The organism is Dolomitihabitans soli, from assembly GCF_022213955.1.
GTDB classification, from domain to species: domain Bacteria; phylum Actinomycetota; class Actinomycetes; order Streptosporangiales; family Streptosporangiaceae; genus Streptosporangium_A; species Streptosporangium_A soli.
In genome coordinates, this window is the sequence record NZ_JAKNTW010000009.1 from 42,831 (window position 1) to 57,411 (window position 14,581).

The 14,581-nt window shown below is 71.6% G+C and carries 14 protein-coding genes; 3 read left to right on the forward strand and 11 right to left on the reverse strand.

The genetic code is table 11. The features are described 5' to 3' along the window. Window positions 1-37: 37 nt before the first annotated feature. From MBA17_RS20115 to MBA17_RS20155, 9 genes are all read right to left on the reverse strand, one after another. The gene (locus MBA17_RS20115) at window positions 38-412 is read right to left on the reverse strand and encodes a YciI family protein (protein ID WP_238498060.1); all 375 of its coding nucleotides are present in this window, start codon (window positions 410-412) and stop codon (window positions 38-40) included. 54 nt (window positions 413-466) lie between these two features. Next, complete coding sequence (locus MBA17_RS20120; RefSeq protein WP_238498061.1) at window positions 467-1,156, reverse strand: DUF998 domain-containing protein; 690 nt, start codon at window positions 1,154-1,156, stop codon at window positions 467-469. 163 nt (window positions 1,157-1,319) lie between these two features. Further along, window positions 1,320-4,136, reverse strand: a complete 2,817-nt coding sequence (locus MBA17_RS20125) for a DUF5682 family protein (protein WP_238498062.1) — start codon at window positions 4,134-4,136, stop codon at window positions 1,320-1,322. Further along, window positions 4,133-5,248: an ATP-binding protein gene (locus tag MBA17_RS20130; protein WP_238498063.1), complete on the reverse strand. Its 1,116-nt coding sequence runs from the start codon at window positions 5,246-5,248 to the stop codon at window positions 4,133-4,135. Before MBA17_RS20130 ends, MBA17_RS20125 begins: the two co-directional genes overlap by 4 nt. A 12-nt stretch (window positions 5,249-5,260) precedes the next feature. Further along, on the reverse strand, window positions 5,261-6,592 hold the full coding sequence (locus tag MBA17_RS20135; protein ID WP_238498064.1) for a VWA domain-containing protein: 1,332 nt from the start codon (window positions 6,590-6,592) through the stop codon (window positions 5,261-5,263). A 224-nt stretch (window positions 6,593-6,816) separates the two neighbouring features. Then, on the reverse strand, window positions 6,817-8,220 hold the full coding sequence (locus MBA17_RS20140; protein ID WP_238498065.1) for a hypothetical protein: 1,404 nt from the start codon (window positions 8,218-8,220) through the stop codon (window positions 6,817-6,819). Continuing rightward, on the reverse strand, window positions 8,220-8,726 hold the full coding sequence (locus MBA17_RS20145) for a hypothetical protein (RefSeq protein WP_238498066.1): 507 nt from the start codon (window positions 8,724-8,726) through the stop codon (window positions 8,220-8,222). The genes MBA17_RS20140 and MBA17_RS20145 overlap by 1 nt, the downstream gene beginning before the upstream one ends. 125 nt (window positions 8,727-8,851) lie before the next feature. After that, window positions 8,852-9,277: a nucleoside deaminase gene (locus MBA17_RS20150; protein ID WP_238498067.1), complete on the reverse strand. Its 426-nt coding sequence runs from the start codon at window positions 9,275-9,277 to the stop codon at window positions 8,852-8,854. Further along, window positions 9,277-10,119, reverse strand: coding sequence for an LLM class flavin-dependent oxidoreductase (locus tag MBA17_RS20155; protein WP_455432801.1), 843 nt, complete (start codon window positions 10,117-10,119; stop codon window positions 9,277-9,279). The genes MBA17_RS20150 and MBA17_RS20155 overlap by 1 nt, the downstream gene beginning before the upstream one ends. A gap of 93 nt (window positions 10,120-10,212) precedes the next feature. Here MBA17_RS20155 and MBA17_RS20160 point away from each other — a divergent pair, with 93 nt between their 5' ends. The 3 genes from MBA17_RS20160 (at window position 10,213) to MBA17_RS20170 (ending at window position 12,916) form a co-directional block, all read left to right on the forward strand. Then, entirely contained in the window at window positions 10,213-10,659 is a 447-nt protein-coding gene (locus MBA17_RS20160; RefSeq protein WP_238498069.1) for an Lrp/AsnC family transcriptional regulator, read from the forward strand. A gap of 115 nt (window positions 10,660-10,774) precedes the next feature. Next, a complete protein-coding gene (locus tag MBA17_RS20165) occupies window positions 10,775-11,686 on the forward strand; it encodes an NADP-dependent oxidoreductase (protein WP_238498070.1) in 912 nt (303 codons plus the stop codon). 108 nt (window positions 11,687-11,794) lie between these two features. Beyond that, on the forward strand, window positions 11,795-12,916 hold the full coding sequence (locus MBA17_RS20170; protein WP_238498071.1) for a S1 family peptidase: 1,122 nt from the start codon (window positions 11,795-11,797) through the stop codon (window positions 12,914-12,916). A gap of 185 nt (window positions 12,917-13,101) precedes the next feature. Here MBA17_RS20170 and MBA17_RS20175 read toward each other — a convergent pair whose 3' ends face one another. Next, window positions 13,102-13,857: an anti-sigma factor gene (locus tag MBA17_RS20175; protein WP_238498072.1), complete on the reverse strand. Its 756-nt coding sequence runs from the start codon at window positions 13,855-13,857 to the stop codon at window positions 13,102-13,104. After that, complete coding sequence (gene sigK, locus MBA17_RS20180; protein ID WP_238498392.1) at window positions 13,854-14,390, reverse strand: ECF RNA polymerase sigma factor SigK; 537 nt, start codon at window positions 14,388-14,390, stop codon at window positions 13,854-13,856. Before sigK ends, MBA17_RS20175 begins: the two co-directional genes overlap by 4 nt. Window positions 14,391-14,581 lie beyond the last annotated feature (191 nt).

Here is a 14,581-nt window from a genome sequence, read left to right on the forward strand (position 1 = left end):
TGACGACCCTTCGAACGCGCCGGTCCCGGCGCGGGGGTCATTCGGGGGCGGCGAAGTCTTCGGGGCCGAAGACGCGCAGGACGTCGGCCTCGCCCTCCCAGCCCGCCCAGTGATCACGGTGGATCTTCAGGAAGCGGGAGGTCCACTCGACGGCCTCCTCCTTCGACCTGACCTGGTAGAGGGCGTAGCTGATCAGCTCCTTCGCCTCGGCGAACGGCCCGTCGGTGACGCTCAGCCTGCCTCCGGTGAGCGCGACCCTCGCCCCTTCGGCGCTGGGGGCCAGCCCGGCGTTGTCGAGCAGGGCCCCGGCCCTGGTGGCCTCCTCGCCGAGCTTGGCGATGGCCTCCATCAGTTCGGCGGGCGGCGGGGTGGCGGGCAGCGCGGTCGCCCTGAGCATGACCATGTATCGCATCGCGGAATCTCCTTTTGAGTGGTGAGCTTAAGGTGCTGCGGGTGAAGTCTCAGGTCAGGCGTGCCGGACCGCGGTGGTCCGGTAGAGGTGGAGGGACAGGGCCGAGAGCCAGGCCCACACGATCAGGACACCGCTGACGAAGGTCAGGTTGGCCCAGACCGCGCCCGCGCCCATCGCCACCGCGACGAAGGACGCGAGGAACACGACGCCGGTGCCCCGGGAGTACACAGCCCATGCCCTGCGCCCCTCGGCGGCGAACCGGCGGGCGATGACGAAGCAGGCCGCGGCCAGGCAGGTGAAGCCGACCGCGCCGGAGGCGAGGTGGAGGATGCCGGCCAGGCTGATCACCCCCATCCCCTCCGGGGTGCCCACCGGGAAGCCCAGCGCCGGATCCGCCCGGAAGGCCGCCGCGCCGATCAGGCTGATGCCGTACCCGGCGACCAGGCGGGGGGCCCAGGTCGCGCCGCGGCCCGGGGCGAGTGCCCGGCGCAGGCCCGCCGCGCCGGCGAGCGTGGTCAGCGCGGCGAGCACGAAGTTGGCGATCTGGATCCAGCCGAGGTCGCCGTTGGCGAGCAGGCTCCACTGGTGGCGGGTGAGGTCGAAGCCCTCGCGGGTCAGCGCCTGGGCGAGGGAGACCACGACGTACACCGGGCCGGCGATGACGCCGTAGCCCAGGAGTGACTTGGTGGCGCTGGTCCCCGGGTCGCAGGTCGCCGTCGCGGTCCTCGTCAGCTGCTGGGTCATGGCCCTCTCCTCACGTGTCCGGGACCGGGTTTCTCTCGGCCCTCTGACTACGCTTCGAACAGGGTCACGCCGTTTCGACACCTCGCCGGAAAACTTTTCAAGATCTTTTAAATCGGCACCTCACCAGGCCCGATACCGCACCCGATACCGCGTGAGCCGAGCGTCATCCGGGCCCGGCCACGCCATGGGACAGCAGGGTCGCGACGGCGTCGGCGGACCGGGGATGACGGGCCAGCAGCTCCCCCACCTCGGGGTGTCCACCGGCGACGGTTACGGCCTGCTGCCAGCCGCCCGCGCAGCCGAGCAGCTCGGCCACGGCGTCGCACGCCGCCGGGTGACCGGCCAGCAGGTCGGCGACCGGCCCCGAGATCGCCGGCGCCGGTCCCGCCTTGGGCACGGCCCGCGCCACCCACGGCGGCACCCACGCGTCGAGGGCGGGCAGGGACCCGGGAAACGTACGGCCGGCCTCGCGCACGAGCACCGGGACCAGCTCCTTCGCCTGGTCCCGCAGGGTCGTGATCAGCAGGGGCAGCCAGGGCAGCAGCACGGAGTCGGGCAGCCGGCCGAACGCCTTGGACATCAGCTCGACCAAGAACGGCGCCAGCACCGGCACCGGCTCGAGCGCCTGCACGAACCCGCTCATGTACTGCGGGAACGCCGGGACGACGAGCGGGTTGGCCAGCAGCTCGTCACACCGCGAACGCAGTTCGGCCGGCGTCAGCAGGCCGAGCTGGGAGCCGGCGGCCCACGACAGCGCGACCTTGGCGGGAGCCTCCGGATGCGACTGCCGCACGGCGAGTTCGAGCTGGGCGCGGTCGCAGCCCAGGGCCAGCGCGAAGCTCTCCATGGAGAACAGGAACCCGAGCATGGCCGCCACCTGGCGGACGCCGACGGCCTCGTCGACGAACGCGGTCGGCAACAGCGTGCAGTAGTGCGCGTACCCGGCGGTGACGAACGCCTCGCACCACGCGGGCAGCGTCGGCTCGGTGCTGCGGTAGTGGGCCAGCAACCGGCGGATCCTGCGCAGCACCTCGGGCGCGTCGTCCACGGTCCGCTCGGCGGCCAGCAGTTCCACGGCCCGCGCCCCGAGCTCGTCGGCGAACCGCCGGCTGCCCAGGAACAGGATGGCGTCCTCCACCGCGCCGAGCGCGACCGCGGCGGTGGCCTGCGGCGCCCACACGGAACGGCGCAGCCGCTGCTCCAGCACCTGCTCGACGGTGACGCCCTCGTAGCCGAGCTCGATGATCGATCGCTGGTGGCGGCCGATCGCCAGGTCCCAGCTCTCCTGGATCGAGCGTTCGCCCAGTTGCCGACGCCCCATGATGGGCCGGACGGCGTCGTCGGGCAGCAGGTAGCGCAGCATCCACAGCAGGTGCGAGCAGGGCACCAGCTCCGGATGCGCGTCCAGGTCGATCAGCGCCCGCTGGATCGTGCGCTTCTCCAGGTCGAGCCCCAGCGGGGCCAGCCGGTCGTACACATCGCGGGCCAGCGGCGGCAGCGCCTCGTAGCCGACCTCGCCGATCCGGTCGCCGCCCAGCAGGATCTCGCACAGCCGGCGCACGTCACGACGGCCCGGCACCACGTCCTTCTCGATGCACGTGACCGCGGCGTCCTGGAAGTCGTACGGCGTGGGCCGCCCCCGGTTGCGGAGGCCGGCGAGCAGGATCGACGTCTCGAACACGGCGATGGCGTCCGCCGTACTGGCCAGGTAACCGTTGCGCCGGGCCAGCCGTACGATGTCGACGGACCAGCCGAGCAGCTCGGCCTCCTCCAGCGCGTCCAGCGCGGGCGGGCTCGACAGGAAGCCGGACAGCCGGTCGGTGACGGCCTCGGGCGGGGCCGGAGCCTGCGGCCGCACGCGCCCCTTGCGCTTGGTCGCCCCCTTCTGCCCTTCCAGCTGGTACGGCGCGGCCTGGCCGGCGGTGACCGCCTTGGTCCAGGTGGCCGCGGCGATGGAGACGGAGCCGGCGGCGAGCCCGAACTGGGCCTCGATGGCGGAGTGGCTGGAGGGGATGAGCCCGTAGAGCCAGCGCGAGGCCGTACGGGGACTGATGTCGAAGGGCGCCGCCGAGGCCAGGCCGAACTGCTCGACCCGGCTGGCCGCGTGGGCCGCGCCGCACACGTACAGGCACTGCGACGGGTCGGCGGCCGAGGTGGCGAGGTGCTCGCGCATCCGGGTCCACATGTAGCGCTCGCGGTCCTCGTCGCGGGCCGTCCGGGCGTCGGCGTCGGGGGCCAGACGGCGGAACAGGCTGCCGATCAGCACCATGACCTGGCGGTAGGTGTCGTAGTCCGCGCCGACCAGGGGCTGCTCCACGTACTGGTCCCACCACTCCGACCAGTGCCGGACCTTGCCGTGGTGGAGCAGGTGCTCTTCGAGTTCGGCGAAGCGGGGCCGCAGGTCGCCGATCTCGACCCCCACGGCGTCGCCGTGCAGGGCCGCCTCCTCGCCGGGCTCGGCGGCGTCGGTGGTATCGGCGGCGTCGCCTTCGGCCGACTCCTTCTCCCGCGGCAGCCACTGGAACACGTGGTCGGCGGAGCGGTCCACCAGCACCAGCTCGACGTCCGGCGAGTCCAGGGCGTAGGCGATGACCTGGTACTCGGCCGACGCCTCGGTGATCGGCGCGATGACGCTGAGCGGGCCCCAGTCCTTCGGGAAACCGTCGAGCTCGGTCGCGAACGCCTGCAACGCCACCGGGAGGCGGCAGTTGCGCAGCTCGCCGAGCAGCGGCTGCAGATCCTCGCACAGCTCCAGGTAGACGACCTTGGGCTGCTTCTCCCGCAGGCGTCGTGCCATGGCCAGCGCGGAGGCCGGCGAGTGATGGCACACCGGGAAGATCTCCAGCTCCTCGCTGAGCGCCCGGTCGACGTCGTCGACCATCCCCGTCAGGATGCCGGCCACGGCGTCGGGAGCCTCGGCGAACGCGCCGGCGGCGTCGAGCAGTTGCCCGCGGAGGGCTCCGAAGGGGCCCTGGCTCATGAGAGTGTGGCGATCGCCTGGCGACCGCCTTCCAGGAAGTCCTGCCACTCCCCGCCGTCCTTCTTACTGCGGGGCTCGACGACGCCGTGCCAGTACTTGTTCAGAATGGCCAGGTCCTCCGGGCTGCGCCGGACCAGCGAGCCCACCAGCGAGCCGGCGAGGGTGCCCGCCCGCAGGGTGCGGTCGCCGAAGAAGTGGCTGTGCAGGATGGCGTCCTCCAGCACGCCGATCTGCTCGGCCGTGGACAGCGCCGACTCCAGCCGCTCGTCGTCGCTGGTGGCCGCCGCCGCGGCGGCTCGCAGGTCGGCGAAGCTCTGCAGCAGGATGTCCAGCAGCGTGGGCGGCACGTCCAGTTCGATCTGGTGCCGTCGCAGCAGCTCCACGGTACGGAACCGGACGATCTCCTCCTCGCTGCGCTTGTTCGTCACCATCGGGATCCGGATGAAGTTGAACCGCCGCTTCAGGGCCGAGGAGAGGTCGTTCACGCCCCGGTCCCGGCTGTTGGCCGTGGCGATGATCGAGAACCCGGGCTGGGCGAACACGATGCCGTCGTCGTCGAGTTCGGGGACGGACACGTACTTCTCGGAGAGGATGGAGATCAGGGCGTCCTGCACGTCACTGGTCGACCGGGTCAGCTCCTCGAAGCGCCCGATCACGCCCTCCTCCATCGCCGTCATGATCGGCGAGGGGATCATCGACTCGCGGGACTGCCCCTTGGCGATCACCATGGAGACGTTCCACGAGTACTTGATGTGGTCCTCGGTGGTGCCGGCGGTGCCCTGGACGACCAGGGTCGAGTTGCGGGAGATGGCCGCGGCGAGCAGTTCGGCGAGCCAGCTCTTGCCGGTGCCGGGGTCGCCGATCAGCAACAGGCCGCGGTCCGACGCCAGGGTCACGATGCTGCGTTCGACGAAGCTGCGGTCGCCGAACCACTTCTGGGAGATCTCCCGGTCGAGCCCGTCGGCGCGCTCGGACCCGAGCACGAACAGCCGCACCATCCGAGGGCTGAGCCGCCAGGAGAACGGCTTCGGGCCGTCGTCGACGGACTCCAGCCAGTCGAGCTCCTCGGCGTACTTGACCTCGGCGGGGGCACGCAGCATCTCGTCGGACATTCGCGGGTTCTCCTAGGTGAGGAAGTTCTTGAGCTCGAACACGAGTTTGCGGATGTGGCCCGAGAGGACCGGCGTGCCCATGTCCTTGAACCGCTGACGGAACCACGGGTTCACACTCTGCTGGCCGCCGCTGTTCACCGAGCCCACCGGGATGAGCCGGACGCCGGACCGGTGCATCGCCTCCATGCCGCGGAACACCTGCTCCGACTGCCACTCGTAGAAGTCCGAGATCCACACCACCACGGTGTTCTGCGGGTCGGCGATCTTCGGCTGGGCCAGGGTCAACGCCACCGTGCCGTCGGTGCCACCGCCCAGCTGGGTACGCAGCAGCACCTCGAACGGGTCGTGCACCCACGGCGTCAGGTCGAGCGCACGGGTGTCGTAGGCGATCAGGTGCACGTCGACCTTGGGCAGCCCGGCGAAGATCGACGCCAGGATGGTGCAGTTGACCATCGCGTCGACCATCGAGCCCGACTGGTCGACGACCACGATCAGCCGCGAGGGCGTGGTCTTCCTGGCGGTCTGCCGGTAGTAGAGCCGGTCGACGTACAGCCGCTGGTCCTCCGGCGACCAGTTGGTCAGGTTCTTCCAGATCGTACGGTTGACGTCGAGGTTGCGGTACACCCGCTTCGGCGGAACCGACCTGTCGATCTTGCCCACGCTCGTCTGCTGCACCTGTGTGCGCAGCACCTGGGCGACCTCGTCGACGAACCTGCGGATCAGCGCCTTGGCGTTGGCCAGCGCGACCCCCGACAGATTGGCCTTGTCCCGCAGCAGCTGCTCGATCAGCGACATGCTCGGCGTGAGCCGGCCGGCCAGCTTCGGGTCGGCCAGCACCTCGCGCAGCCGCATCCGGCGGACGAGGTCGCCTTCCAGCCCGGCGAGGACGCCGGCCATCTCGCTCCCGCCGGGCTGGGAGCGCAGCTGGCCCGGCTCGGCCCCGAGCGCCTGCTCCAACCAGCCGGCGTCCTGCTGCCAGCCGGCCAGCTGGGTGGCGCTGACGTCGCCGCTTCCGGTCGCGAACACGTTGAGCAGCAGCTTCGACACCAGGGCCGCCCGCCGTACCTCGGCCGGCCCCGGCGGGTGCTCGTCGTCGTACTCCTGCGCCATCAGGCCGCGCAGTTCGGGGCCCAGCTCGGGGAAACGCTGCACGAGGGTGTCGACCGACACCCCCGGATCGAGCACGGCGGCCGGCAGTCCGAGGTCGTCGACGACGGCCATGCCGGCGGCCTCCAGCGAGGGCTGCTCGTCGTTGTCGAACACCCGCGCCAGGAGGCGCCAGTAGAGCAGCTGCCGCCGGGTCTCGTGCGCGTTGCCCGGTGTGCCGTCCGCGGAGTCGGTCATCGAAGCTCCTTGAGCCCGCACGCGATGACCGAGCCGTCGCCCTTGCCGGGGCGGCGGCGCGGTGGAACGCCTGTGGAGCTGGGGTAAGACCTCAAGCAAGATCCTTTCCGGGCGGGCGGCGGGCGGTGGGACAGGTGACCGCGGGAATCCCTCCCTTCGGCCGCGGGGAGGGGACCTTCAGGGAGGAGACCTTCAGGGAGGAGACCTTCAGGGAGGAGACGAGGTCAACGTCTCAGCAACCGCCCCGCCCGCTCGCGCAGTACGGCCACCACGTCACCGGCCTTGGCCTCGGCCTTCACGACCTTGGGATCCGTGGGGCCGAGCGCCCAGTCGCCGTTGTGCGCCTCGGTCGTCGTGCCCTTGACCACCGTCTGGACCGCGAGGGGTTGCAGCAGCCATCGGCCGCCGTCCCAGCGGACCAGGCCGATGCACGCCGAGGAGGCGGCCACCAGCTTGGCGGTGAGCGGACCGGAGGCCGGCAGGCGGTCGACGTCGACGGTGAGCGTGTGCCCGTCCAGCGCCAGCGTGACCCCGCCGTCGGCGGCCTTCGCCTTGTAGCCTTCCACCAGCACGGGTTCGGCGATCCTGACGGGATGACGGTCCAGGGGTGGCACCGCCGGGGCGAGGGCGCCGGCGAGCTGGACCCGGGCGGTGGCGAACGGGTCGGCGGGCTCTCCCGCACTCGCCCGGTCGTCGTGCCACACCAGGTCACCGCTGTCGAGCAGGGGCACGTCCGTGACGTCCAGGCTGCGGCGCCCGGCCAGCGCGGCGAGCAGCACGGGATACCGGTGCAGGAGCTGCCACACGGCCGGGCCGACGATCGTGTCCACCTTGGCGACGGCGACGCTCGTGCGCACCAGCCGGGACGGCCCGCCGCCCTTGGGTTCCAGAATCCCGTGCACCTGAACCTGTACCGCGGTGCCGTGCTCGTGCATGTCCACGCCGAGGATCAGCAGCCGGCCCGACACCGGTTCGGCGCGCCCGGCCGTACGTCCGCCGGGCTGCGACAGCAGCAGGGCGCGTGTCCACAGGTCGGACCATCGCCGGGTGGGCAGCCGATCCAGCGTCGCGACCGGGCACGACGCCCGCAGTTCCGCGGCCAGCCCGTCGAGCAGCACCGCCAGCCCGCGCAGCCCCGGTACGGCCAGCAGGGCCTCGATCGGCTGGCCGGAGGCGGAGACGAGGTCGTGGTCGACTCCCCGCCAGCCGGTGATGGCCAGTTCGTTGAGCCAGGAGCGGCAACCGGCGAGCAGGTTGTCCGAGAGGGGCTCGGCCGGGGGCGCCGGTTCCCACTCCGGGGCGCGGGTCCGGCCCAGCGCGGTGTCGAGGTGGGTGAGCAGGGCGTCGTGGACCGCGCCGAACAGCGCGGTCCGCCCGCCGGCCAGGGCCACCAGGTGCTCGTCGGCGACGGAGCCCGCCGCGATCTTCTCGGCCGCCTCGCCGGCCCGTTCGCCGAGCGGCGTGGCCGCCAGCGCGCCCGCCAGGGCGGCGAGCGCGGCGGCCCGCTCCTCGCCGAGCCGGCCGAGCCCGTGCACGAGGCCGTCGTCGAAGCCGGTCACCAGGTCGAGGGCTTCCTCGATGCCCGGCGGGGTGCCGTCGAGCAGTTCACCGAGTTGGACGCCGAGCATCAGCGGATCGCCCCCATCGCCGGGAACCAGTGCAGCTCGGTGATGGGCGTGGTGCTGTCGGGCAGCTCCAGGTACGCCAGGTGGCTCAGGAACCGGCTGAAGACCATCGCCGCGGGCGCGGACTCGTGATGACCGTTGAGGCGGCTCACCAGGCCGGAGCCGGACGACACGCTGTCGTCGATCTCGATGCGCAGGTACCGGGCGACCCGGTCCACGCCGTACTGCAGCGCGGCCTCCGCGACGAGTGACTGCAGGTGCTTGCACGGCGACGAGCCGTACAGGCCGCCGCACGGGCGGTTGTTGTTGGTGCTGCAGTTCAGGGCGTGGGTTGCGGCGGAGATCGACGAGACGTAGACCCGGTTGATGTCCGAACCGCTCGACACGACGCCCTGCAGCCGCCCGTCCGCCAGCTCGACGAAGGGGACCTTCGCCAGTTTGCGGGGCTTGACGGGCGACACGACCCGCACGGTGCTGCGCTGTTCCCACGCGGTTCTGTCCGCGTTCACGACCCTCGACCTCCAGCCAGAAACGGCTCGCGACCCCACCGAAATACGGCGGCGTCCACGCGAACGGCCGATCCGTGATCCAGGAACCTACCCCATCAACAGTGGTGCATGTGGTGCAAAGTGGATCACTGGTAATAGCCCTCGACCGCGGCGCGCGCCTCGTCGAAGAGCGCCGGTCCCTCGTAGCGTGCGCCCGCGCCCGTGGCGGCCGGCTTGAGGCCGGTGAGCTGCTCGGTGGAGAGCGCGAACACGACGCGGCCGAGGCCGGACCGCTCGATGGCGCCCGTGCACATGCCGCACGGCTCGCAGCTGGTGAACATGGTGGTGGCGGCCGCCGTGGCGGGGTCGAGTTCGCGGGCCGCCCATCTGGCCAGCTTCAGCTCGGGGTGGGCGGTGATGTCGGCGTCGCTGACGCTCGTGTTGCGCTCCTCCGCGAGCACACCGCCGTCCGAGTCCGCCAGCAGCGATCCGAAGGGCGGATTTCCGCTCGCCTGCGCCTCGCCCGCCAGTTCGATGGCCCTGTGCAGCAGCAGGGTTTCGTCGTTCGTCATCAGTGCTCCGTCCGGTAAGCGGCCACGGTCGCGAGTGCCTGCCACGCCACCTGGGGATGAGATGTCTCGCTCGGGTCGCCGTTGAACGGGTCGAGCACGACCGTCTCGGCCCCGAGGAGGCGCAGTTGATCGAGATCGTCGACGATCTGGTCGATGGTGCCCTCGCCGGCGAGGCGTTCGGGACCGGTGATCGGCGACTCGGTGAGCCGCAGGACGATACGGGGATTCAGGCCCGGCGTCGGCCGCCCCCGCTCGTCCGCGATGGCCTTCATCCGGTCCAGCGCCTCCCGCAGCCAGGGCAGCGTGAACCGCAGCGGATGCCACGCCTCCCCCAGCCGTACGGCCCGCCGCAGGCCGGCGTCGCTGTTGCCGCCGATCCAGATCGGTATGTCGCCGCCGGGGTAGTCGTCGGTGTTCTGCCAGGCGGTGCGCATCACCTGGAGGTACTCGTCGGTCAGCGCCCCCCGCCGCTCGAACGGGACGCCGAGCGCGTCGAACTCCTCCCGCGCCCAGCCGACGCCCACACCGAGGACCAGCCGTCCCCCGCTGAGCGCGTTCAGGTTGGCGGCCATCCGGGCGACGAGCAGCGGATGGCGGTACGGCACGATGAGCACGGTGGTCCCGAGCCTGACCCGGCTGGTGATCCCGGCCAGCCAGGAGAGGGTGGTGAAGGGCTCGTAGAACGGCACCGGATACTGCTCGGCGACGTCGGGCGTCACCGCGATGTGGTCGGAGACCAGCAGCAGATCGAAGCCCAGCCCTTCCACCGTCTGCGCCCAGCTGCGCAGGGTCCCGGGATCGGCTCCAGGCCCAAAATTATGGATATTTACACCTATTTGCACCCATTAAGGCTATCGAGCGGGTCAGCCCGGCTGGAAGGGAGACTTCCCCGCGGACGGGCTCTACAGCCGGGAATCTGCCGGTATCTTTGCCGAATGACCGAGAGTCTCGACGCGACGGACTGGTCGATCCTGGCCGAACTCCAGCGAGACGGCCGCCTCCCTCTCACCGAGCTGGGACGGCGGGTGAGCCTCAGCGCCTCCGCCGCCACCGAACGGGTCAAGCGGCTGGAGGCGGCGGGCGTCATCACCGGCTACCGGGCCGACGTCGACCTGACGAAGGTCGGCTTCCTGGTGCTCGCCGTGGTGCGCCTGAAGTATCCGGGGAGCAGGCACGAGCCGCTGCACCGGCTGCTCGGCGAGCGCTCGGAGATCCTGGAGTGCCTGCGGACGACCGGCGACGACTGCTACACGCTGAAGGTGGCCGCGACCTCGATGGCCCACCTCGAACAGCTGATCAACGAGCTGGCCCAGTTCGGCGGCACCACCACCAACCTCGTCTACAGCCACACCCTGCCCTACCGCGGCCCCCAGCGGCCCTGATCCGCTCGTCGAGTCCCGTCCCAGCGACCGCCGGATTGACCCCAACCATGCTTGAGGTTGCATCCTGATGGCCGGTTGTCGATCAGCCGGACGACGTCCGGCGAAGGGACTGATCATGAAGGCTGTGGCGTTCTCCACCCCCGGCGGGCCGGACGTGCTGGAACTGATGGAACTGCCGACCCCGTACGCGGGCCCCGGTGAGGTCCGGGTCCGCGTCAGAGCGGCCGGGGTGCAACCGTACGACCTGGCGATCCGGGAGGGCTGGACCCCGCCGGAGATCGCCACCGGGTTCCCCAGGATTCCGGGCAACGAGTTCGCGGGCGTGGTCGACCAGGTCGGCGAGGGGGTCACCGGTGTCTCGCTCGGGGCCAACGTGCTGGGATTCACCCAGCTCACCGCTTACGCCGAGTACGCCGTGGTGCCCGCGGACCAGATCACCGCCAAGCCGGCGAGCATGCCGTGGGAGGTGGCCGGCGGCTTCCCCGCGTCCGTGATGACGCCCCACATCGCCCTTGAGGAGATGGGCGTCGGCGCGGGCGACACGGTGCTGATCCACGCCGCCGCCGGAGGGGTCGGCAGCGTCGCGGTGCAACTGGCCCGCGCCTGGGGCGCGACCGTCGTCGGCACCGCGAGCGAGGCCAACCACGACTACCTCCGCTCGATCGGCGCGCTCCCCGTCACGTACGGCGAGGGCCTGGTGGAACGGGTTCGAGCCGTCGCGCCCGACGGCGTGGACGCCGCCCTCGACGGAGCCGGCGGCGACGCGCTGACCGCCTCGCTGGAACTCGTCAAGGACCCCCACCGCATCATCACGCTGGTCGAGCACGAGCGGGCGGCCGACCTCGGCGTCCGCACGACCCCTCGCAAACGATCCGCGGCCCGCCTGGCCGAGGTCGCCCGTCTTTACGAGGAGGGGCGGCTACGCGTCCACGTGCGCGCGACCTTTCCGCTGAGCCGGGCCGCCGACGCCCATCGCCTGGTCGCGACCGGTCACGGACGCGGCAAGACCGTTCTGATCGTCGACTGAGCCACCCGGGCGCATAACCCCCCATAACACCACGGTATGGGAGATTTGGCACATCCCTCGATTCCTCCGAGCCGTTAACTTGACAGCACTCACCCCAGAGGAGTGCATATGTTAAGTAAGCGCTCGGCCCTCGTCGGCACCGCCATCGTGGCCCTCTGCATGGCCCCCATGGCCCCGGCCTTCGCCGAACTCGCCCCCCTCTCCCCTGAGCCGGCACCCCCCGCCGTGATCGACGCCCTTGAGCGCGACCTCAACCTCACCGAGCAGCAAGTCCTCGCACGGCTGGCCACCGAACAACGCGCCGCGAAGACGGAGCCCACACTGACCGCGGCGCTCGGCGCCTCCTACGCCGGCGCCTGGGTCAACGCCGACGCCTCCCAGTTCATGGTCGCCACCACCGATCCCGCCGGCGCGGCGACGATCAAGGCACAGGGTGCGCAGCCGGTGGTCGTCGGCCGTACCCTGGCCCAGCTCACCGCCGTCAAGGACCAGCTCGACCGGGCGCCCGAGCAGGCCAAGGCCGGCGCCTCGCTGTGGTACGTCGACGTGACCACCAACAGCGTCGTCATCCTGGCCCCCGACCAGGCGGCCGGCGAGGCACTGGCGACCGCGGCGGGCGTGGACAAGAACGTGGTGCGCGTGTCGCCGTCGGCCGAGCGCCCGCAGCCCTTCATCAACCTCATCGGCGGCGCCGCCTTCTACATCGGTGGCAGCCGGTGCAGCATCGGCTTCTCCGTCACCCGTGGAAGCACCCCGGGATTCGTGACCGCCGGACACTGCGGCAGGGCCGGCAACACCACGACCAACCCGTCGGGCACCTTCCAGGGCTCCTCCTTCCCCGGCAACGACTACGCGTGGGTCGCCACCCCCGGCCACACCCCGCAGCCCTGGGTACGCGGTTCGGGCGGCGCCAACGTCATCGTCCGCGGCTCCACCCAGGCCAGCGTCGGCTCGTCGATCTGCCGCTCCGGCTCGACCACGGGATGGCGTTGCGGCACCATCCAGCAGCACAACGCCAGCGTGACCTACCCGCAGGGCACGGTCGGCGGCCTGACCCGGACGAGCGCGTGCGCACAGCCCGGCGACTCCGGCGGTTCGTTCATCTCCGGCAGCCAGGCCCAGGGTGTGACCTCGGGCGGCTCGGGCAACTGCTCCGTCGGCGGCACCACCTACCACCAGCCGGTCAACGAGATCCTGGGCGTGTACGGTCTCACCCTCCGCGTCGGGTGATCCATCACTCCTGAAGCTCCTCCCGTGGCCCGCCGGTTCTCCGGCGGGCCACTTCCCGTTCCGCGCACCGCGGCCTGCCGTACGCGGGCGGCGTCACGCGGGCGGGCCTCGATCCCGGCCCCACGCCCCTGGCCCGACCGCCCACGATCCACGGCACGCGTCGGGCGGCGTGCGCGCCGCCCCCGCTACGAGGCGCCCGGCAGCTTCAGCAGCAGCAACGGCTCGGTGGTGGGCTGCTCCGACCCGCCCGCGGGCTCGACCGTCACGCCCACCTGACCGCCGCCGACCATGCCGACGACCACCGGCGGGACCTGGCCCCTGTCGTCCGGGCGCACCAACCCCGCCGAACGGATCCGGCCCGGCCTGATCTGCCACAGCTGGTAGGTCCGCTCCGGCGGCAGCGCGGCCAGCCCGGAGGACGCGAACACCATTCTGCGCTGCGCGCGGGAGACGACCACGGTCCCGCTGACCCCCTGCTCCGCCGTACCGGTGACGGTCCGGGCGTCCGGCGCCGCCAGCACGGCGGCGATCTCGCGGTTGACCGTCTCGATCTCCGCCACCCGCTCCTGGGCGCGCAGGGTGAGGGCTCCCATCGCCAGCGCGGCGGCCACACCGACGGCGGCGAACCCGGTGGCCAGCCGCGGCCACCAGCGCGACCGGCCCGCCGCCCTGGCGGCCCGATCCGGGGCGACCCCCGGAGGCGACTGGCGGACCTGACCGATCTCGGCCATGACCCTGTCCCGCAGTCCTGGCGGAGGCGAGACGGTCGCGGCCCGTCCCAGCCGGGCGGCCGTCTCGGTCAGGCCGCGGACCTCCTCGGCGCAGTCGGCGCACCGGCTCAGATGGTCTTCGAAGCGACGCCGCTCCAAGTCGTCGTCGAGGGCGTCCAGCGCGTACACGCCCGCCAGGGTGTGCGGCTCGGGATCGCTGACGGTGCTCACGTTTCCACCCCCAGGCAGTCGCGCATCCTGATCAACCCGTCACGCATCCGGCTCTTCACCGTCGCCAGCGGCACCTGTAACAACTCGGCGACCTCACGATAGGAGTATCCGTCGTAATAGGCGGAGGTCACCGATTCGCGTTGTAACTCCGTCAGCCGATCCAGGCAGCGGCGTATCCGCTCGCGTTCCAGCCGGGTCTCCACCGACTCGGCGACCTCGTCGAAGGGCCGGTGCACCTCCAGCCGCGCCAGCCGATCCTCCCGGTCCACCGCCGCCTGGGCCGAGCGCACCCGGTCCACCGCCCGGCGGTGCGCGATCGTCATCACCCAGCCCATCGCCGTACCCCGGGACGACTGGTAGCGGGCGGCGCTGCGCCACACGTCCACCAGCACCTCCTGGGCCACCTCCTCGCTCTGCGCCCGATCGCGGAGCACACGCAGCACCAGCCCGAAGACCGGCCCGGCCACCTGCTCGTACACCCGCTCGAAGGCCGCGCGGTCACCCCGCGCCACCCTCTGGAGCAGACCGGCCAGGCTCTCGTCGCCCGCGTGACCGTCATGGGGAGCGACGGACCCGAGGCGACCCTCGTCCGACCCCGCCCTTCGTTGCCTCGGCTCCACATGCTCTCCCGTTCATCGCACCGACGCCGACACAGGTCCTTCGCAGCCGGACGGCCGGCGGATCGCCTACCACCCCCATCGATATTGAACGCGCACATCCCCCA